Source organism: Enterobacter cloacae complex sp. SHL009 (assembly GCF_049237205.1).
Taxonomy (GTDB): Bacteria; Pseudomonadota; Gammaproteobacteria; order Enterobacterales; family Enterobacteriaceae; genus Enterobacter; species Enterobacter cloacae_M.
This window is the reverse complement of record NZ_JBMKIW010000004.1, coordinates 297,321-316,678: the sequence shown is the minus strand read 5'-3', so window position 1 is coordinate 316,678 and position 19,358 is coordinate 297,321. Positions and strand designations below refer to the sequence as shown.

Genomic DNA, 19,358 nt, shown 5'->3' with positions numbered 1-19,358 from the left:
TGATTGAGGTAAACCTATACGCTTTATTCACGGGGATTGCCTGATATACTCCTTTGTCTTGCTAAATAAGGAGTAAAAGCGCCCATGAATGCCGAAAAATCCCCGGTGGCTCACAACGTTGACCACGAAGAGATTGCCAAATTTGAAGCGGTGGCGTCCCGCTGGTGGGATCTCGAAGGTGAGTTCAAACCGCTGCATCGCATTAACCCGCTGCGTCTGGGCTATATCGCGGAGCGTTCCGGCGGTCTGTTCGGTAAGAAAGTGCTCGACGTCGGCTGCGGCGGCGGCATCCTGGCTGAGAGCATGGCGCGCGAAGGGGCGAATGTTACGGGCCTGGATATGGGCTTTGAACCGCTCCAGGTTGCCCGCCTTCACGCGCTGGAGTCCGGCATACAGGTGGAATACGTGCAGGAAACCGTGGAAGAGCACGCGGCAAAACACCCCCATCAGTACGATGTGGTGACCTGCATGGAGATGCTGGAGCACGTACCCGATCCGCAGTCGGTGGTACATGCCTGTGCAAAACTGGTGAAGCCGGGCGGCCAGGTCTTCTTCTCAACCATCAACCGTAACGGTAAAGCCTGGCTGATGGCCGTCGTTGGCGCGGAGTATGTACTGCGCATGGTGCCGAAAGGGACGCACGACGTGAAGAAATTCATCAAGCCTGCGGAGCTGTTAAGCTGGGTTGACCAGACGTGGCTCAAAGAGCAGCACATCACCGGCCTGCACTACAATCCGCTAACCAATAAATTCAAACTCGCACCGGGCGTTGATGTTAACTATATGTTGCACACAACCGCCAAAAACGACTAACGTCATTCGTTATTCTTATAAAGATTGCGCGACATCATGTTGCGCAATTCTGACCTCCCGTTGAAGAAATCAGCACTCGATCAAATTTTGAATTTTTTTTCTTAATTATTGACATGTCTTCCAGGCCTTACGGTACGAGGACTTAGCCTTTTTTACCCTTTCACAACCTCAATTTAACGCCAAAATCAACCCTTGTGCTGAAAAGATTCGATACTAGAATACTCACCATATAGCGTTTTTCTTATCGCAAACCCCCTACATGTAGTATTTATCCACAGAGTTAGTCACAAGACGGATCTGTGGATAAACGGGGGATATTTTTTATTTCACGGACAGGTAAAACCCACATGAATCAGAGTCTGCTGGTGACAAAGCGCGACGGTACTACCGAGCGTATCAATCTGGACAAAATCCATCGAGTTCTCGACTGGGCAGCAGAAGGACTGAACAACGTATCTATCTCCCAGGTTGAACTGCGTTCTCACATTCAGTTCTACGACGGCATCAAAACGTCTGATATCCACGAAACGATCATTAAAGCAGCGGCAGACCTCATCTCCCGCGAAGCACCGGATTATCAGTACCTCGCTGCACGTCTGGCGATTTTCCACCTTCGTAAAAAAGCCTACGGTCAGTTTGAGCCGCCGAAGCTTTACGATCACGTGGTGAAAATGGTTGAGCTGGGCAAATACGACACGCATCTGCTGGAAGACTATACGGAAGAAGAGTTCGAGCAGATGAACGGGTTTATCGATCACTGGCGCGACATGAACTTCTCCTACGCGGCGGTGAAGCAGCTCGAAGGCAAATACCTGGTTCAGAACCGTGTAACCGGTGAGATCTACGAAAGCGCCCAGTTCCTCTATATTCTGGTGGCCGCCTGCCTGTTCTCTAACTACCCGCGTGACACCCGTCTGGAATACGTGAAGCGTTTCTACGATGCGGTATCCACGTTCAAGATTTCTCTGCCGACGCCAATCATGTCTGGCGTGCGTACTCCAACCCGTCAGTTCAGCTCCTGCGTACTGATCGAGTGTGGTGACAGCCTGGATTCCATCAACGCCACCTCCAGCGCCATCGTGAAATACGTCTCCCAGCGTGCCGGTATCGGCATCAACGCCGGTCGCATCCGTGCGCTGGGCAGCCCGATTCGCGGCGGTGAAGCGTTCCACACCGGCTGTATCCCGTTCTATAAACACTTCCAGACGGCCGTAAAATCCTGCTCTCAGGGCGGCGTGCGCGGCGGTGCTGCGACCCTGTTCTACCCGATGTGGCACCTGGAAGTGGAAAGCCTGCTGGTCCTGAAAAACAACCGCGGCGTGGAAGGCAACCGCGTGCGTCACATGGACTACGGCGTGCAGATCAACAAGCTGATGTACACCCGTCTGCTGAAAGGCGAAGACATTACGCTGTTCAGCCCGTCCGACGTTCCGGGCCTGTACGACGCGTTCTTTGCCGATCAGGACGAGTTCGAACGTCTGTACACCAAATACGAAAAAGACGACAGCATCCGCAAGCAGCGCGTGAAGGCGGTAGACCTGTTCTCTCTGATGATGCAGGAACGCGCCTCTACCGGCCGTATTTACATCCAGAACGTGGACCACTGCAACACCCACAGCCCGTTTGATCCAGTAGTTGCGCCAGTGCGCCAGTCTAACCTGTGCCTGGAGATCGCCCTGCCGACCAAACCGCTGGAAGACGTGAACGACGAAAACGGCGAAATCGCGCTGTGTACGCTGTCCGCGTTCAACCTGGGCGCGATTAAGAGCCTGGACGAGCTGGAAGAGCTGGCCGTGCTGGCGGTTCGCGCGCTCGACGCCCTGCTGGACTACCAGGACTACCCGATCCCGGCCGCTAAACGCGGTGCAATGGGCCGCCGTACCCTGGGTATCGGCGTGATCAACTTCGCCTACTGGCTGGCGAAAAACGGCAAGCGTTACTCCGACGGCAGCGCTAACAACCTGACGCACCAGACGTTCGAAGCGATTCAGTACTACCTGATGAAAGCCTCTAACGAGCTGGCGAAAGAGCAAGGCGCGTGCCCGTGGTTCAACGAAACCACCTACGCGAAAGGCATTCTGCCAATCGACACCTACAAGAAAGACCTGGATGCGATCGTCAGCGAGCCGCTGCATCTCGACTGGGAAGGCCTGCGCGAGTCCATCAAGACCCACGGCTTGCGTAACTCTACGCTCTCTGCCCTGATGCCGTCCGAGACCTCTTCGCAGATCTCTAACGCCACCAACGGTATTGAACCGCCGCGCGGCCACGTCAGCATCAAAGCGTCGAAAGACGGCGTGCTGCGTCAGGTGGTACCGGACTACGAAACGCTGGGCAACAACTACGAGCTGCTGTGGGAAATGCCAAACAACGACGGCTACCTGCAGTTGGTGGGTATCATGCAGAAGTTTATCGACCAGTCGATCTCTGCCAATACCAACTATGACCCGACGCGCTTCCCGTCCGGCAAGGTACCGATGCAGCAATTGCTGAAAGACCTGCTCACCGCCTACAAATTTGGCGTGAAAACCCTGTATTATCACAACACCCGTGACGGTGCGGAAGACGCGCAGGACGACATGGTACCGTCAATTCAGGACGATGGCTGCGAAAGCGGCGCATGTAAGATCTAATGAAGGGCGGGGATATCCCCGCCTTTATTTCGTAAGACAGGACACACTCATGGCATATACCACCTTTTCACAGACGAAAAACGACCAGCTCAAAGAGCCGATGTTCTTCGGCCAGCCGGTCAACGTGGCACGCTACGATCAGCAAAAATATGACATCTTCGAAAAGCTGATTGAAAAGCAACTCTCCTTCTTCTGGCGCCCGGAAGAAGTGGACGTCTCCCGCGACCGTATTGATTACCAGTCGCTGCCGGATCACGAAAAACATATCTTCATCAGCAACCTGAAGTACCAGACGCTTCTGGACTCCATTCAGGGTCGTAGCCCGAACGTGGCGCTGCTGCCGCTGATCTCCATTCCGGAGCTGGAAACCTGGGTGGAAACCTGGGCGTTCTCCGAGACTATCCACTCCCGCTCTTACACCCACATCATCCGCAACATCGTGAACGATCCGGCGGTGGTGTTTGACGATATCGTCACCAACGAGCAGATCCAGAAGCGCGCGGAAGGCATTGCCCATTACTACGACGAGCTGATCGAGATGACCAGCTACTGGCATCTGCTGGGCGAAGGTACGCACAACGTGAACGGTAAAACCATCACCGTGAATCTGCGCGCGCTGAAAAAACAGCTTTACCTGTGCCTGATGAGCGTCAACGCGCTGGAAGCGATCCGCTTCTACGTGAGCTTCGCCTGCTCCTTCGCCTTTGCCGAGCGCAAGCTGATGGAAGGCAACGCCAAGATCATCCGTCTGATTGCCCGTGATGAAGCCCTGCACCTGACCGGTACCCAGCACATGCTGAACCTGCTGCGCAGCGGTACGGACGATCCGGAGATGGCGGAAATCGCCGAAGAGTGCAAGCAGGAGTGCTACGACCTGTTCGTGCTGGCGGCTCAGCAGGAGAAAGAGTGGGCAGACTACCTGTTCCGCGACGGCTCCATGATCGGCCTGAACAAAGACATCCTGTGCCAGTACGTGGAGTACATCACCAACATCCGCATGCAGGCTGTCGGTCTCGACCTGCCGTTCCAGACGCGTTCTAACCCTATCCCGTGGATCAACACCTGGCTGGTGTCCGATAACGTGCAGGTCGCGCCGCAGGAAGTGGAAGTGAGTTCTTATCTGGTCGGTCAGATTGATTCTGAAGTCAACACCGACGACCTGAGCAACTTCCAGCTCTGATGTCACGCGTCACGTTAAGTCTTTCCGGCACTGAGGTGCTGTGTCGGGAGGAGCACCCTTCTCTGCTGGTGGCGCTTGAGGCGCATCAGGTAGAAGTAGAGTACCAGTGTCGTTCCGGCTACTGCGGCTCCTGCCGCTGCCGCCTGGTCGCCGGCCAGGTGGACTGGCTGACCGAGCCGCTGGCCTTTATCAACGAAGGGGAAATTTTGCCCTGCTGCTGCCGGGCAAAAGGCGATATAGAGATCGAGATGTGATGTTGTCCTTATCCCCTCTCCCGGTGGGAGAGGGTTAGGGTGAGGGCATCAGGCCGCAGAGCCAGATTGTCGGGTGGCGGCTTCGCCTTACCCGACCTGCCAAACCTACTTCCGGTGAATGAATTCGACCGCTTTATCCGGGAAATCCGTAAACAGCCCGTCCACGCCCGCCTGGTTATACAACACCTCATAAAGCTGATTCACGTCCGTGGCATACGGCGGCAGCTGGTCTGCACGCACGGTATACGGATGTACCTGCATCCTGCTGGCGTGCGCCTCTTTCACCATCGCCGTCAGCTTCACGTGGCCCGGCGCTGAGCCTTCCGCCACCAGCATGTGGTAATCCGGCCCGATGCCGTCGGCGTACTGCGCAATCTGCTTCATAGCGCCCGGCTTAAACATCCAGTCGTAGTTATAGTTCACCCATTTGCCGTCCGGCTGCTTCTCCTGGGTTTCATTCCAGTCGGTATAGGCAATCAGCTGCACCAGATTGAGGTTCATCCCCATCTTCGGCTCCAGCTCGGTTTTGATGCGCTTCAGCTCGGCGGCGTCAAAACACTGCAGGTAGACTTTGTCCTTCTTGCTGGTGTAGCCGTACTGCTTCAGCACCTCCAGCGTCTTCGCGGCAATGTCTTTGCCTTCCTGATGGTGGAACCACGGCGCTTTGATCTCCGGGTAGATGCCGATATTTTTACCGGTTGAGTGGTTCAGCCCCTGAACAAACTCAATCTCTTCCTGGAAGGTATGGATCCGGAAGTCAGATTTGCCCATCGGGAAACGTCCCGGATAGACCTGCACCTTTTTGCCGTTTTCGATCTCGAAGCCTTCGGTAAACTTCAGGGAACGGATCTCCGCCAGGGTGAAATCAATGGCGTAGAAACGACCATCTTTGCGCGCGCGGTCCTGGAAACGCTCCGCCACGTCCGTCACGCGGTCCAGATAGTGATCGTGCAGGACGACCAGCTGGTCGTCCTTGGTCATCACCAGATCCTGCTCCAGATAATCCGCGCCATGGGCATAGGCCATCGCTTTCGCCGGGAGCGTATGCTCCGGCAGATAGCCGCTGGCGCCGCGGTGGGCGATAACGATTTTATCCGCCGCCAGCGCGGACCCTGTCATCAGGCCCGCCAGCAGCAGGCCGGTTGTTACGTAAGATAATTTCATCGCAATGCTCCTTATTGACGACGCGCCAGCACTTCCGCGTGGTGACGTTTCTCACCGATCATGACCACAATGAGCAGCAGTACCGCCAGCACGCTACCGCCGATCATCACCATAAAGCCGCCGTCCCAGCCGAAGAAGTCTACGGTGTAGCCCACAATGGCGCTCGCCGCGACCGAACCGCCCAGGTAGCCGAACAGACCGGTAAAGCCTGCCGCCGTGCCTGCCGCTTTCTTCGGCGCCAGCTCCAGCGCGTGCAGGCCGATCAGCATTACCGGACCATAAATCAGGAAGCCGATAACGATCATGCAGGCCATGTCTACTGATGGGTTGCCCGGCGGGTTGAGCCAGTAAACGACGGTCGCGATGGTGACCAGGGTCATAAAGAACACGCCCGTCGCCCCGCGGTTGCCTTTAAACACTTTGTCCGACATCCAGCCGCAAAGCAGCGTGCCCGGGATCCCGGCATATTCATACAGGAAATAGGCCCAGGAAGACTTATCCAGCGCGAAGTGCTTAACCTCTTTCAGGTAGGTTGGCGACCAGTCGAGGATGCCGTAGCGCAGCAGGTAAACGAACACGTTTGCCACCGCGATGTACCACAGCAGCTTGTTCGGCAGCACGTACTTCATGAAGATCTGTTTGGCGGTCAGCTCTTCTTCGTGCTCCTTGCTGTAATCATCCGGATAATCGTTTTTGTACTCTTCAATCGGCGGCAGGCCGCAGGACTGCGGCGTATCGCGCATCAGGGCGAAGGCAATAATCGCCACCAGAATGGCGCCAAAGGCAGGCATATAGAGCGCCGCGTGCCAGTCGTTGAACCAGGCCATCCCCAGCAGGAACAGCAGCGGCGGAATACCGCCGCCCACGTTATGCGCGCAGTTCCACACCGACACGATGCCGCCGCGTTCCTTCTGCGACCACCAGTGCACCATGGTACGTCCGCACGGCGGCCACCCCATCCCCTGGAACCAGCCGCAGAGGAACAGCAGCACGAACATAATCGCAATACTGGACGTCGCCCACGGCACAAAGCCCATGAACAGCATGACCGCGGCCGCCAGGATCAGGCCGGCGGGCAGGAACACGCGCGGATTCGAGCGATCCGACACGGAACCCATGATGAATTTGGAAAAACCGTAGGCGATTGAGATCCCCGACAGCGCGAAACCCAGATCGCCGCGGGAGAAGCCCTGCTCCACCAGATACGGCATGGCGAGCGCGAAGTTTTTACGCACAAGGTAGTACGCCGCGTACCCGAAGAAGATCCCCAGGAAAATTTGCCAGCGCAGACGGCGGTATAGCGGATCAATTTCTGCCTCTGGCAGACGCGCCCTGTGCGGCGCAGGTTTGAAGATACTGAGCATAACAGCCTCCGTGGCCTTGAATTGAATGGGCAGGTGGCTCGCACCTGAATTCCAGAGGCGGGGATGTTAAGAAATCACGGTGATTGTTACTGTGAATCAACGCACAGATTGTTACAGAAATATGACAGAATGCGCAAAAAAGCGCATGAAATCACGTTCCATTTTCGAATTTCGCGCGTTTATGTTCGAAATCAAACAAACCACACTATTGATATGGCTAAATGATAAAAAAACGAACATAGAGGGTAAACAATGACCATTCACGATCCTCGCTACAGCGATGTGATAATCATTGGCGGTGGCGCAACTGGCGCCGGGATCGCACGCGACTGCGCCCTTCGCGGCTTAAGCGTTACGCTGCTGGAGCGCCACGATATCGCCACGGGCGCAACCGGGCGTAACCACGGCCTGCTGCACAGCGGCGCGCGGTATGCGGTTACCGACGGTGAATCCGCGCGCGAATGTATTGCTGAAAACCAGATCCTCAAGCGTATCGCCCGCCACTGCATTGAGCCAACCAACGGCCTCTTTATTACTCTTCCCGAAGATGATCTCGCCTTTCAGGACACCTTTATTACCTCCTGCACTGCGGCGGGCATTCAGGCTGAGGCAATGGACCCGGCGCTGGCGCGGCGGCTGGAACCGTCGGTTAACCCGGCGCTTATCGGCGCGGTGAAAGTGCCTGACGGCACCGTCGACCCCTTCCGCCTGACCGCCGCCAACATGCTGAACGCCCGCGAGCATGGCGCGCGCATCCTGACCGGGCACGAAGTGACCGGCCTTATCCGCGAAGGTCACCGCATCTGCGGCGTGCGGCTTTTTAATGCGCAATATAATGAACACAGCGAGCTGTATGCCGCCGTGGTGGTCAACGCGGCGGGGATCTGGGGGCAGCGCATCGCGGAATACGCGGACCTGTCGGTGCGCATGTTCCCGGCGAAAGGCTCGCTGCTGATCCTCGACCACCGCATCAATAACCACGTGATTAACCGCTGCCGCAAGCCGTCCGATGCCGATATCCTGGTGCCGGGCGACACCATTTCGTTAATCGGTACCACCTCAACCCACATCGACTACAGCGAGATTGACTACAACCGCGTGACCGCCGAAGAGGTCGACGTCCTGCTGCGCGAAGGGGAAAAACTGGCCCCGGTGATGGCGCAGACGCGTATTCTGCGCGCCTACGCGGGTGTGCGTCCGCTGATTGCCAGCGACAACGACCCGAGCGGACGTAACGTCAGCCGGGGCATCGTGCTGCTCGATCACGCCGAGCGCGACGGCATGGACGGGTTTATCACCATCACCGGCGGCAAGCTGATGACCTACCGCCTGATGGCCGAGTGGGCGACCGATGCCGTCTGCCGCAAGCTGGGGAATATCGAAACATGCGTGACGGCAGACCAGCCGCTGCCCGGCTCGCGGCAGTCCACCGAAAAAACGCTGCAAAAAATTATCTCCCTGCCCGCGCCGCTGCGCGGGTCCGCGATTTACCGCCACGGCGACAGAACGCCGCAGTGGCTCGGTGAAGGACGCCTGAGCCGCAGCCTGGTATGCGAGTGCGAAGCCGTCACCGCCGGTGAGGTGCAGTACGCGGTGGAGAGCCTGACGGTCACAAGCCTGCTCGATCTTCGTCGCCGCACCCGCGTGGGAATGGGTACCTGTCAGGGCGAGCTGTGCGCCTGTCGTGCCGCCGGGCTGCTGCAGCGTTTTCATACCACCACCGCCACCCAGTCGCTCGATCAGCTCAGCGCGTTTTTAAACGAGCGCTGGAAAGGCATTCAGCCTGTCGCCTGGGGCGATGCCCTGCGCGAAAGCGAATTTACCCGCTGGGTCTACCAGGGGCTTTGCGGTCTTGAGAAGGAGCAACGCGATGAAATTTGATACCGTAATCGTCGGCGGCGGGCTGGCAGGCCTGCTCTGCGGCATCAAGCTCTCGAAGCAGGGTCTTCGCTGCGCCATTATCACCCGGGGCCAGAGCGCCCTGCACTTCTCGTCGGGCTCGCTGGATCTGGTGGACGATGCGTACCGCGATAAGCTGCCGCCGGAGCACCCGTATCACCTGATTGGCGCCCAGCATATTGACCGCTTTGCGCTGGAAACCGAAGCGCTACTGGCGGACTGCGGGGCGCGTCTGAAGGGAAGCGCCCGGCTCAATCACCAGCGCGTCACGCCGCTCGGCACCCTGCGCTCTGCCTGGCTCAGCCCGGAAGAAGTGCCCGTTGCTCCCTTCAATGCCGCACGCGTCCGGGTCGTGGGCATTAGCGGCTTTCTGGATTTTCAGCCCCATCTCGCGGCCGCGTCGCTCTGTCGCCAGGGCGTCAATGCCGAAACGGCAGAGATAGAGCTGCCTGAGCTTGATGTCCTGCGCGACAACCCGAGCGAGTTTCGCGCGGTGAATATCGCCCGTTTTCTGGATAACGAGGACAAATGGCCGCTGCTGTATGACGCGCTCAGACCGCTCAGCGATAGCTGTGATGCCCTGCTGATGCCCGCCTGCTTCGGTTTACGCGACAACCGGCTCTGGCGCTGGCTCTCGGATCGTCTGCCCTGCATGCTCGGCCTGCTGCCAACCCTGCCCCCTTCCGTACCCGGCATTCGCCTGCATACCCAGCTCCAGCGCCAGTTTGTCGCGCAGGGCGGCGTGTGGATGGCGGGCGATGAGGTGAAAAAAATCACCCTGACCGACGGCGCGGTGAGCGAAATCTGGACGCGCAACCACGACGATATTCCGCTTCGTGCCCGCTATACGGTGCTGGCAAGCGGCAGCTTCTTCAGCAACGGGCTGCTGAGCAGCCGGAAGGGCATCCGGGAAGCCATTATGGGGCTCGATGTTCGCCAGCGATCCTCCCGCGCGGACTGGTATCAAAGTGATTTCTTCTCGCCGCAGCCCTGGCAGCAGTTTGGCGTGATCGTCGATAACCAGCTACATCCGCAACTTTCCGGTAAGCCCGTCAGTAATCTCTTTGCCATCGGCTCGCTGCTGGGCGGGTACGATCCCATTGCCCAGGGATGCGGTGGCGGAGTCTGCGCCGTCACGGCGCTGTATGTGGCAGAGCAGATTAGCCAGCGCACGGAGGCTGAACAATGAACGACACCCGTTTTGAAAGCTGCATTAAATGCACGGTGTGTACCACCGTCTGCCCGGTGAGCGGCGTGAACCCACGCTATCCCGGGCCAAAGCAGGCCGGACCGGACGGCGAGCGTCTGCGTCTGAAGGACGGCAAGCTGTACGACGAGGCGCTGAAATACTGCATCAACTGCAAACGCTGCGAAGTCGCCTGCCCGTCGGATGTGAAAATCGGCGATATCATCCAGCTCGCCCGGGCGCGCTACAGCACGCAGAAACCCACGTTGCGTGACGCTATTCTGAGCCACACCGATCTGATGGGCAGCGTCTCGACACCCTTTGCCCCGCTGGTGAATGCCGCGACCTCTCTCAAACCGGTGCGCCAGTTGCTGGATGCCACGCTGAAGATAGACCATCACCGCAGCCTGCCAAAATATTCTCATGGCACCTTCCGCCGCTGGTACAAATCCGTTGCGGCGGAACAGGCGCAGTACGCCGATCAGGTGGCCTTCTTCCACGGCTGCTATGTGAACTACAACCACCCGCAGTTGGGTAAAGATCTGCTGAAGGTGCTGAACGCCATGGGAACGGGCGTTCAGCTACTGAACAAAGAGAAGTGCTGCGGCGTGCCGCTGATTGCTAACGGGTTTACCGATAAAGCGCGCAGTCAGGCTCGAAGCAATGTCACCTCCCTGCGTGAAGCCATCGTCGACAAAGGCATACCGGTGCTGGCGACCTCGTCCACCTGTACCTTCACCCTGCGCGATGAGTATCCGCATCTGCTGGACGTAGATAACACCGGCCTGCGAGAGCACATCGAGCTGGCAACACGCTTCCTGTGGCGCAAGCTGGACAGCGGGCAGACGTTGCCGCTGGGGAAATTGCCGCTGAAAGTGGTGTACCACACGCCGTGTCATATGGAGAAGATGGGCTGGTCGCTCTATACGCTGGAGCTGCTGCGGTTAATCCCGGGGCTGGAGCTGACGGTGCTGGACTCGCGCTGCTGCGGGATTGCGGGAACCTACGGCTTTAAGCGTGAAAACTACGAAACGTCGCAGGCGATTGGCGCCCCGCTGTTCCGTCAGATTGAAGAGAGCGGCGCGGATATCGTGGTAACGGACTGCGAAACCTGCAAGTGGCAGATTGAGATGTCCACCAGCAAGCGCTGCGAGCATCCAATCTCCCTGCTGGCGAAGGCGCTGGGCTAAACAGTGCCGGGGCGAAAGGCCCCGGCACTGGTTTTACTCAATGAACAGCGACTCGACAACGTTAATCCAGCCGTGCTCGCTGGCAACCTCTTTGCCATTCAGCCAGCGGCGCAGCATGTTCAGCGCCATCATAGCGCAAACCTCCTGACGCACCGCCAGGCTGTGGCGGGTGATACTCATTTTTACCCGCAGGGCCCAGGTGCCTTCCGGCGTCGCCAGCGCGAAGTTAAGGTATTCCTCGTCCAGCCCCCCGACGAACAGCGCCAGACCGGCAAAATGCTTCACCCTTCTCTCGGAAGCCCAGCGGGCGGTTTGCGCCAGGGTCTCCTGCTGGAACGGCACCACTTCGCTGGCCAGCAGCGGCGCGTTGACGCGCGACAGCTGCAGCGCCAGCAGGCCACCGGTGAACTGTTCGCTTAAGGTCACGCTCAGCTGACGCGACTGCAGATGCGTCGCAATCTGCGCGGGCAGCCCTTCCGTCCCTTCAAAGATCAGGCTTTCGCCCGCCACGCGCTGCACCTCGGGCCACAGGGCCAGCATCGCCTCTTTCTGCTCGGCCGGGCCTGTCAGCTTGAGTTCAATGATCGGCATGGAGGAGCGGTAGCCCATGGAGACGCCCGGCGGCAGCGGGAGAGGGTCAAGGCTCTGGGCCAGATCGCTTTCCGAGCGGCCAAAGGTGGTCAGACGCAGGCACAGCGGCGGTTCAGGCAGGGTAAAACGATCGCGAAGGCGCGGCAGGATCTGCTGCTCGACCATCACTTTAAATTCTGAGGGCACGCCCGGCGTAAAGAACATCAGGCAGCGGTTCAGCTGCATGGCAAACCCGCACGCGGTACCCACCGGGTTATCGACCAGCTCGGCGCTGGCGGGAATTTCAGCCTGTTTGCGATTGCTGGGGGCCATGACGCGGCCACGTTCGGAGAAAAAGCGCTCCATCTGCGAAAGCCACGCCTCGTGCAGCACCAGCCCTTCGCCTTTTGCGGTCGCGGCGGCCAGCGCGCTGAGATCGTCACCGGTGGGGCCGAGTCCGCCATTCACAATCAGCACGTCGCAGTGTTCGCTGCGCTCGCGCAGAATAGCGACCAGCGACTCAAGATTGTCGCCCACCGTATTGCGGCGCGTTAACGGTAATCCTTGCTCAAAGAAAAGATCGGCAAGCCAGGCAGCATTGGTATCAATAATTTGTCCATGCAGCACTTCGTCGCCGGTGGATAACATCTCCACGTTAATCATTATGTTCTCCCGCTTATTTGGTCAAAACACTATAGCGCAAACGCGGGGTGGAGAAGAGAGAAACTGGCGCGACAGAACGCCGCGCCGGAGTGATTAGAAGCCTGCGCTGACGCCCACGTACGGGCCGTCGGCCAGCGCGTTGTCGCGGTTGCCGTCTTTGCCGGCCAGGTTCAGATAGCGATAGCCCGCTTCGATGGTAATCGGACGCATGATGGTCCAGCGCGCACCGGCGTTGGCCTCTTCATAGCTTTCGATACCGCTTGAGAGGGAGTCCGGCGAATAGTAGTACTCACCAAACAGGCCGAAGCTGTCGCCAATTTTCCACTGCAGGCCGCCGCCCACTGCCGCCGCGTACCCTTCGTCACCGTCATTTGGGTTGGTATAGATACCTTTACCGCCGACGGTGGCCAGGAACGGGCCAAGAGGAACGTTCAGACCCAGGCCGAGGCTCGCCGCGTCGCCGTCGTCATCGTTATGCGTCCAGCCGCCGGTCATCGCCAGACCGGAAGTCTCGGTACCCATGCCAAAGCCCAGGTGGGTATAATCCTGACCCGCCGAGCCGTTAATGCTGATGGCGTTAGCCGCCGCAGATACAACCATCAGGCCGAAGCCCACTAATGCCACTTTTTTCATTGTCGTGATCCCGCACAATTATTATAAAGAAGTCCCAAAACCGCGAGATTTTAACCGGAGTCTCCCGGGGATCAAGCACTCTGCGTGCGGCAGGTCAGTAGATTGTAATTATTTGAAACGGCTATTATCCCTTCAGCGAGGCGTTCACCCACTGCTGCAACGCGCGGCGCGAGACTTTAATCCCGCCATTTTTGAGTTCGGTCGGCAACAGCAGCCAGCGGACGGGTTGCTCAAAACGCGCCACCTTATCCCTGACCCAGTCAGGTAAACAGCTGATATCCGTTCCCGGCTCGCACTCCACCACCGCCACCGGACGCTGTCCAAACTCGGCGTCGTCCAGCGGGACGATAAACACCTGGTTAATCTGCGGATGGCGGGCGATAACACGCTCAAGGCTCTCCGGCTGGATCCCTTCTCCGCCGCTAAAAAAGAGGTTGTCCATGCGGCCGAGGATCGTCAGGCGGCCGTCATGCCATTCACCGCGATCGCGGGTGGCGAACCATCCCTGCGCGTTGGTCAGCGGAACCAATTCGCCGTCCCGCCAGTAGCCTGAGGCCATACTCTCTGCCCGGATCCAGACCTCACCGTTAACTACCTGCACCTCTCTGCCCGGCAGCGCATAGCCTACGTCCGGCTCGCCGTCCGCCGCTTTTGCGCAGACGGTAGAGGCAAACTCGGTCAGGCCGTAGCCGCAGAAGGTGCGAATTCCCTGCTCGCGCGCCTGCTGCGTCAACTCCACAGGGATGGCGGCACCGCCCAGCAGCACCGCTTTCAGTGTGACAGGCTGACGGGTATTAAGCAGACGCCAGAGCTGGGTCGGCACCAGCGAGGCGTGGGTACAGTCGCGCAAAGCCTGCGCCAGCGGCTGTTTCTCGCGCACGGTTAACCGCGCGCCGGCCTGCAGCCAGCGCCATAAAATCCCCTGACCGGAAACGTGAAACAGCGGCAGCGAAAGCAGCCAGTCGTCGTCTTCGCCGTAGGGCATCAGCGCCAGCACGCCGCGCGCGCTGGCGAGATGGGCGTCGCAGGTATGCACCGCCGCTTTCGGCAGCCCGGTGGAGCCGGAGGTTAGCGTCATCGACGCCAGCCGCGCCGGCTGCCACGCAACGCGATATTCCCCCGCATGCTCGCGCATGCTCAGACTAGGAATACCGTCAAAGGTACCGTCCAGCACCAGCGCAAAGCGCAGCGTCATCTGCGGGAGCAACACGTCCAGCAGCGGGCGAGGCAGCTGCGGATTAACGGGAAGAATACGCGCCCCGCACTGGAGCAGGGCCAGCCACGCAAGCAGGGTTTGCGGGTGGTTATGGGCCAGCAGCAGAACGCCGTTGCCCTCCTCCACGCCCTGCCGGTGAAAGCCTGCCGCAAGGCGGTCGATGCGCACGCACAGCTGTTGCCAGCTGAGCACCTCGTCGTTCAGCCTCAGGGCCGGTTTATCAGCAAACTGCGCGCGCCAGTGCCGCCACGGCCAGTCGGTAAAACTCATAACAACGGCTCCAGCGCCGTGACGTCGAGGCACGGCAGCGCGCTGTCCGGCCACGTGCGGATAAGCTGGGCCTGCATCAGGTTCAGCGTGTCGAGGCCGGGGATCGTATCCGGCGTTAGCCAGGCGGCAATGCGCGCCAGCTGGGTCAGCCCAAGGCTGGACTCAATCGACGAGCTGATGACCGCCGTCAGCCCCGAGGCGTGCGCCGCCGCGACCTGCTCGCGCACCTTCGCCAGGCTGCCGGTCAGCGTCGGCTTAATCACCACCGCGCTGACGCCGGGCTCGGCGATAAATTCAAAATCGTCCTCACGCAGGCTTTCATCCCAGGCGATGGCAATCCCCGTTTCGCGGGCAAACGCGCGCGAGTCATCGCGGGTTTTGCATGGCTCTTCCAGGAAAGCAATGCGGCTGCGGTACGCCGGGTTGACGTACTTTGCAAACTGCTGCGCCTTAAGCGGCGTCCAGGCGCGGTTAGCATCCAGACGCAGATGAAGGTCGGGGATCGCCTCCAGCAGCAGGTTGGCGACCATACCGTCGCGCACCGCTTCGTAGAGACCGACTTTAATTTTCGCCACTTTCTCGCCCGGCATGGCGGAGAGCAGCGCGAACAGCTCGTCAGGATCGCCCGTACAGAGCGGTGCCGCGCGGTAGTTAGCCTCTTCCGGCAGGCTGTCGTCCAGCTCCGCCAGCGCGCAGCTGATACCAAAAGCCGCGGAAGGCACGTCCGGCAGCGCCGGATCCGCCCCCTCGCGCCACGCGTCCGCCCACGCCAGCAAGGCCGTCTGAGCGTCATCCAGCGACTCCTGGCTAAAGCCCGGCAGCGGTGAAATCTCGCCCCAGCCTTCCCGCTCGCCCTGCTGCAGATGCACGAAGAAGCCATCACGGGTTTTTAACCGCCGTTCACGCAGCACCACGCCCGCGTCCATCGGTATCTGCCAGCGGTAAACCTGCGCGCGACGCATTACGGATTCCGTTTGTATTTGCTGAAGTCCGGCTGGCGTTTTTCGTTAAACGCGTTGCGCCCTTCCTGACCCTCTTCGGTCATGTAGAACAGCATGGTGGCGTTACCCGCCAGCTCCTGCAGACCCGCCTGTCCGTCGCAGTCGGCATTGAGTGCCGCTTTCAGGCAGCGCAGCGCCATTGGGCTGTTTTGCAGCATTTCACGGCACCAGCGCACGGTCTCTTTTTCGAGATCGGCAATCGGCACCACGGTATTCACCAGGCCCATATCCAGCGCTTCCTGGGCGTTGTACTGACGGCAAAGGAACCAAATTTCGCGGGCTTTTTTCTGCCCGACGATGCGCGCCATATAGGAGGCACCCCAGCCGCCGTCGAAGGAGCCCACTTTCGGGCCGGTCTGGCCGAAGATGGCGTTCTCGGCGGCGATGGTCAGATCGCACATCATGTGCAGCACGTGGCCGCCGCCGATGGAGTAGCCCGCCACCATCGCCACCACCGGTTTTGGACAGGTGCGGATCTGGCGCTGGAAATCGAGGACGTTCAGGTGGTGGGTACCCGCATCGTCCTGGTATCCGCCGTAGTCGCCGCGCACTTTCTGATCGCCGCCGGAGCAGAACGCTTTATCGCCTTCGCCGGTCAGGACAATCACGCCGATGTTGTCGTCATAGCGCGCATCCGCCAGGGCCTGAATCATCTCTTTCACGGTCAACGGACGGAAGGCGTTACGCACCTGCGGGCGGTTGATGGTGATTTTGGCAATGCCGTCGGTGGATTTGTGGTAACGAATGTCGGTGTAGCCTTCGGAGCAGTCCTGCCATTCAACCGGGGCGTAAAGCATGTTTTCATCAGGGTAGATCATAGAGTGTCCTTTATTCGATAACGCATTATCTGAGCCAGACGCGCGATAACCGCATCGGGGTTTTCCCGGTGGGCATTGTGTCCGGCGTTGGGAATGGCATGGCGAACGGCGTTCACTTCCGCGGCAAGGGCCGCGAACTTCTCATCCCGTTCGCCATAGAGATAGTCAAAAGAGAAATCGCGTGCGCTAAGCGCGGCACGCAAATCGGGCTGCACGGCCAGCGAGGTCGCCTCGAGCATCATCGCCAGCGTCGCGCCGTTGTTCTGGCTGCGCAGGGTAATCAGCGCCTCGCGCTGGGCGTTCGTGAGGGAGGCGAACACGGGCTGTTGGTACCAGTCAGCGAACACCTTCTCCAGCGGTTCGGTGCGAAAACGCGTTGCCCAGCGGCGGTCGGACGCCAGCCGCGCACTTCGCGCCTCGGCATCCTGCAGGCCCGGATGCCCACCTTCAACAATCACCCCGAGCAGCCCCTTCGGCTGCTGGCAGGCATGAAACATCGCAATGCGGCCGCCGAGGGAGTACCCGATGAGCCAGAATTTAAGTATGTTGTAACTAAGAAGAGTTCGGGTGAGCAACGTGCTCATCTCGTCAAACCCCGCCACGCCCAGATTCGAGGATCCACCGTGACCCGGCAGATCCAGATAGAGCCGGGGATAATCGTCGAGCCCTTCACCGACCCTCTGCCACTCACGGCAATCTCCAGAAAAACCGTGCAAAAAGACCAGCCAGGGATAGCCTGTCTTACCGGCCTGCTGCACGCCCGAGAGGTTCACAGCTGGCTCACCTGCGCCAGCAGGCTTTGCAGGGCCTGCGCACCATCAGCCTCGTTCACCACCAGCTCAATCAGCGTCGCGCCCGGCTGTTTCCAGGCGCTGCTTAACGCCGCCTCCAGCTGTTCCCAGCTTTCCGGGCGATGGTATTTCAGGCTAAACATCGCCGCGGCGTGTTCGAACTGCACGTTCTGCGGCATCAGATAGAAGCGCTCGCGCTCGCTCTGGGGCGTTGGCAACAGGGAGAAAATCTGCCCGCCGTTGTTGTTGACCACAATCAGCACAAACGGGGCTGACGCCTGACGCAGCAGCGCCAGCGCGTTGAGATCGTAGAGCGCGGAGAGATCGCCCACGATCGCCAGCGTCGATTTCGCGCTGGCGCGCTGCACGCCCGCCGCCGTCGAGATCAGCCCGTCGATTCCGCTGGCGCCGCGGTTGCTGTACACCGGGTAACCCGCGGGCAGCTTCGAGAAAGCGTCAATCAGCCGCACGACCAGGCTGTTGCCGACAAACAGCTGCCCCTGTTCAGGCAGGTACTGACGAATGCGGTGCGCCAGCCCGGCTTCGCTAAACGCTTTACAATGCGCTTTGGTCAGTTCCCACGCCTGGCGCGAAAGGTCCGGTATAGCCACCGCCCAGGGCTTGCGTTTTTCAGCCGGATGAAGCGCCAGCCAGGCGTCGATGCTGCTGACCAGACGACGGCCGCGGTGGTGCGCCGGGTCAAGCCGTCCTTCCAGCGAATCCACCAGCCAGTACTCTTCCGGCGTGCAGGTGGCCTGCCACTGCAGTAACCGTTTGCCGGTTAAACTCGATCCAAGCTGGACCACAATCTGCGCCTGCGCAAGCTCGGTGACCGCTTTCGCGTTACCCAGCCAGAGATCGGCGCACGGCAGCGGCTGACCGGTCTGCGAAAGCACGTCGCCAATCAGCGGCCAGCCAAGGGTTTGCGCCCATTCGGCAACCAGTTTGCCTTCAGCGGCGCTCATGCGCCCGGCAATCACCACACCGCGCTTCTGCCGCCAGAAGAACCAGTCGCGCTGTTTCGCGCTCTCAAGATGCATCTGCTCCCGCAGCCACGGTTTTTCACTCTGCCACCAGTCGCCGAGGGACTGCTGCCAGTCAAGACCCGTGTCGTCCAGCTCGCCGTACAGCGGCTCGGCAAACGGGCAGTTGATATGCAACGCCCCGCTGCGCAACGTCTCCATGGCGTGATCGACGGTGGAGACCAGCCAGCTTGCCGGAATATCCTGGGTGGGACGCGGTAACGAAATCGTCTGCGAAGGATGCGAAGAAAAGAGCCCCGGCTGGCGAATGGCCTGATTGGCACCGCAGTCGATAAGCTCAGGGGGACGATCGGCCGTCAGTAAGATCAGCTTTTCACCGGTTAACCCGGCTTCAATCAGGGCCGGATAGAGGTTCGCCACGGCGGTACCGGAGGTGACGATCACCGCCACAGGTTCTTTGCTGACTTTCGCCAGACCCAGCGCAAGATGCCCGAGGCCGCGTTCATCAAAGTGGGTATGGTGAATTAACGCCCGGTTTTCTGCGGCCGCGAGCGTCAGCGGCGTTGAGCGAGAACCCGGTGCAATACACACGTGCCTGACGCCATGGCGCGTCAGGGCTTCAAGGATCACCGCCGCCCAGCGTCGGTTAAAAGAACTTACTGACATGAGATTGTCCGGTATCAAGAATGCGACACAGTATAAATAATAGAAAAAATTAGAATTTTGATAT

General features: G+C 59.5%; 16 protein-coding genes. 7 read left to right on the top strand and 9 right to left on the bottom strand.

Annotated features, from left to right (window positions below; all coding sequences use genetic code 11):
- Window positions 1-84 precede the first annotated feature (84 nt).
- The 4 genes from ubiG to yfaE all read left to right on the top strand — a co-directional run bounded on the left by ubiG (window position 85) and on the right by yfaE (window position 4,880).
- Window positions 85-813 (top strand): bifunctional 2-polyprenyl-6-hydroxyphenol methylase/3-demethylubiquinol 3-O-methyltransferase UbiG, encoded by a 729-nt coding sequence (gene ubiG / locus ACOTZC_RS12515; protein WP_045402755.1) that lies wholly within the window; start codon window positions 85-87, stop codon window positions 811-813.
- 347 nt (window positions 814-1,160) lie between these two features.
- Entirely contained in the window at window positions 1,161-3,446 is a 2,286-nt protein-coding gene (nrdA, locus tag ACOTZC_RS12510) for a class 1a ribonucleoside-diphosphate reductase subunit alpha (protein WP_023312513.1), read from the top strand.
- Window positions 3,447-3,495: 49 nt separating this feature from the next.
- Complete coding sequence (gene nrdB / locus ACOTZC_RS12505) at window positions 3,496-4,626, top strand: class Ia ribonucleoside-diphosphate reductase subunit beta (RefSeq protein WP_023312514.1); 1,131 nt, start codon at window positions 3,496-3,498, stop codon at window positions 4,624-4,626.
- Window positions 4,626-4,880 (top strand): class I ribonucleotide reductase maintenance protein YfaE, encoded by a 255-nt coding sequence (yfaE, locus tag ACOTZC_RS12500; RefSeq protein ID WP_008500234.1) that lies wholly within the window; start codon window positions 4,626-4,628, stop codon window positions 4,878-4,880. Before nrdB ends, yfaE begins: the two co-directional genes overlap by 1 nt.
- A gap of 105 nt (window positions 4,881-4,985) precedes the next feature.
- Here the strand turns inward: yfaE and glpQ are convergent, their stop codons facing one another.
- The gene (gene glpQ, locus ACOTZC_RS12495) at window positions 4,986-6,044 is read right to left on the bottom strand and encodes a glycerophosphodiester phosphodiesterase (RefSeq protein WP_248161791.1); all 1,059 of its coding nucleotides are present in this window, start codon (window positions 6,042-6,044) and stop codon (window positions 4,986-4,988) included.
- A gap of 11 nt (window positions 6,045-6,055) precedes the next feature.
- Entirely contained in the window at window positions 6,056-7,408 is a 1,353-nt protein-coding gene (gene glpT / locus ACOTZC_RS12490) for a glycerol-3-phosphate transporter (protein WP_045354273.1), read from the bottom strand.
- 252 nt (window positions 7,409-7,660) lie between these two features.
- On the opposite strand from glpT, the gene glpA reads away from it, so the two are divergent.
- From glpA to glpC, 3 genes are read left to right on the top strand one after another with little or no spacing between them, the layout of a single operon-like run.
- Window positions 7,661-9,289, top strand: a complete 1,629-nt coding sequence (gene glpA / locus ACOTZC_RS12485) for an anaerobic glycerol-3-phosphate dehydrogenase subunit A (protein WP_421635792.1) — start codon at window positions 7,661-7,663, stop codon at window positions 9,287-9,289.
- Window positions 9,279-10,496 carry a glycerol-3-phosphate dehydrogenase subunit GlpB gene (gene glpB, locus ACOTZC_RS12480; RefSeq protein ID WP_126303483.1) on the top strand — a complete coding sequence of 406 codons (1,218 nt, stop codon included), beginning with the start codon at window positions 9,279-9,281 and terminating at the stop codon, window positions 10,494-10,496. The genes glpA and glpB overlap by 11 nt, the downstream gene beginning before the upstream one ends.
- On the top strand, window positions 10,493-11,683 hold the full coding sequence (gene glpC, locus ACOTZC_RS12475; RefSeq protein ID WP_421635791.1) for an anaerobic glycerol-3-phosphate dehydrogenase subunit GlpC: 1,191 nt from the start codon (window positions 10,493-10,495) through the stop codon (window positions 11,681-11,683). The genes glpB and glpC overlap by 4 nt, the downstream gene beginning before the upstream one ends.
- A 33-nt stretch (window positions 11,684-11,716) precedes the next feature.
- Here the strand turns inward: glpC and ACOTZC_RS12470 are convergent, their stop codons facing one another.
- From ACOTZC_RS12470 to menD, 7 genes are all read right to left on the bottom strand, one after another.
- The gene (locus tag ACOTZC_RS12470) at window positions 11,717-12,916 is read right to left on the bottom strand and encodes a nicotinamide mononucleotide deamidase-related protein YfaY (protein ID WP_029740926.1); all 1,200 of its coding nucleotides are present in this window, start codon (window positions 12,914-12,916) and stop codon (window positions 11,717-11,719) included.
- Between the two features lie 93 nt (window positions 12,917-13,009).
- Complete coding sequence (locus ACOTZC_RS12465) at window positions 13,010-13,549, bottom strand: YfaZ family outer membrane protein (protein ID WP_029740927.1); 540 nt, start codon at window positions 13,547-13,549, stop codon at window positions 13,010-13,012.
- 124 nt (window positions 13,550-13,673) lie between these two features.
- On the bottom strand, window positions 13,674-15,035 hold the full coding sequence (gene menE, locus ACOTZC_RS12460; RefSeq protein WP_163354038.1) for an o-succinylbenzoate--CoA ligase: 1,362 nt from the start codon (window positions 15,033-15,035) through the stop codon (window positions 13,674-13,676).
- Complete coding sequence (menC, locus tag ACOTZC_RS12455) at window positions 15,032-15,997, bottom strand: o-succinylbenzoate synthase (RefSeq protein ID WP_047174155.1); 966 nt, start codon at window positions 15,995-15,997, stop codon at window positions 15,032-15,034. Before menC ends, menE begins: the two co-directional genes overlap by 4 nt.
- Window positions 15,997-16,854 carry a 1,4-dihydroxy-2-naphthoyl-CoA synthase gene (menB, locus tag ACOTZC_RS12450; RefSeq protein WP_023312524.1) on the bottom strand — a complete coding sequence of 286 codons (858 nt, stop codon included), beginning with the start codon at window positions 16,852-16,854 and terminating at the stop codon, window positions 15,997-15,999. Before menB ends, menC begins: the two co-directional genes overlap by 1 nt.
- On the bottom strand, window positions 16,851-17,627 hold the full coding sequence (menH, locus tag ACOTZC_RS12445; RefSeq protein ID WP_163354039.1) for a 2-succinyl-6-hydroxy-2,4-cyclohexadiene-1-carboxylate synthase: 777 nt from the start codon (window positions 17,625-17,627) through the stop codon (window positions 16,851-16,853). Before menH ends, menB begins: the two co-directional genes overlap by 4 nt.
- Window positions 17,624-19,294: a 2-succinyl-5-enolpyruvyl-6-hydroxy-3-cyclohexene-1-carboxylic-acid synthase gene (gene menD, locus ACOTZC_RS12440; protein WP_348586240.1), complete on the bottom strand. Its 1,671-nt coding sequence runs from the start codon at window positions 19,292-19,294 to the stop codon at window positions 17,624-17,626. The genes menH and menD overlap by 4 nt, the downstream gene beginning before the upstream one ends.
- Window positions 19,295-19,358 lie beyond the last annotated feature (64 nt).

Excerpts from the sequence above, each read along its gene's own strand:
- ubiG (WP_045402755.1), top strand. The coding sequence starts at position 85 with ATGAATGCCGAAAAATCCCCGGTGGCTCACAACGTTGACCACGAAGAG.
- nrdA (WP_023312513.1), top strand. The coding sequence starts at position 1,161 with ATGAATCAGAGTCTGCTGGTGACAAAGCGCGACGGTACTACCGAGCGT.
- nrdB (WP_023312514.1), top strand. The coding sequence starts at position 3,496 with ATGGCATATACCACCTTTTCACAGACGAAAAACGACCAGCTCAAAGAG.
- yfaE (WP_008500234.1), top strand. The coding sequence starts at position 4,626 with ATGTCACGCGTCACGTTAAGTCTTTCCGGCACTGAGGTGCTGTGTCGG.
- glpQ (WP_248161791.1), bottom strand. The coding sequence starts at position 6,044 with ATGAAATTATCTTACGTAACAACCGGCCTGCTGCTGGCGGGCCTGATG.
- glpT (WP_045354273.1), bottom strand. The coding sequence starts at position 7,408 with ATGCTCAGTATCTTCAAACCTGCGCCGCACAGGGCGCGTCTGCCAGAG.
- glpA (WP_421635792.1), top strand. The coding sequence starts at position 7,661 with ATGACCATTCACGATCCTCGCTACAGCGATGTGATAATCATTGGCGGT.
- glpB (WP_126303483.1), top strand. The coding sequence starts at position 9,279 with ATGAAATTTGATACCGTAATCGTCGGCGGCGGGCTGGCAGGCCTGCTC.
- glpC (WP_421635791.1), top strand. The coding sequence starts at position 10,493 with ATGAACGACACCCGTTTTGAAAGCTGCATTAAATGCACGGTGTGTACC.
- ACOTZC_RS12470 (WP_029740926.1), bottom strand. The coding sequence starts at position 12,916 with ATGATTAACGTGGAGATGTTATCCACCGGCGACGAAGTGCTGCATGGA.
- ACOTZC_RS12465 (WP_029740927.1), bottom strand. The coding sequence starts at position 13,549 with ATGAAAAAAGTGGCATTAGTGGGCTTCGGCCTGATGGTTGTATCTGCG.
- menE (WP_163354038.1), bottom strand. The coding sequence starts at position 15,035 with ATGAGTTTTACCGACTGGCCGTGGCGGCACTGGCGCGCGCAGTTTGCT.
- menC (WP_047174155.1), bottom strand. The coding sequence starts at position 15,997 with ATGCGTCGCGCGCAGGTTTACCGCTGGCAGATACCGATGGACGCGGGC.
- menB (WP_023312524.1), bottom strand. The coding sequence starts at position 16,854 with ATGATCTACCCTGATGAAAACATGCTTTACGCCCCGGTTGAATGGCAG.
- menD (WP_348586240.1), bottom strand. The coding sequence starts at position 19,294 with ATGTCAGTAAGTTCTTTTAACCGACGCTGGGCGGCGGTGATCCTTGAA.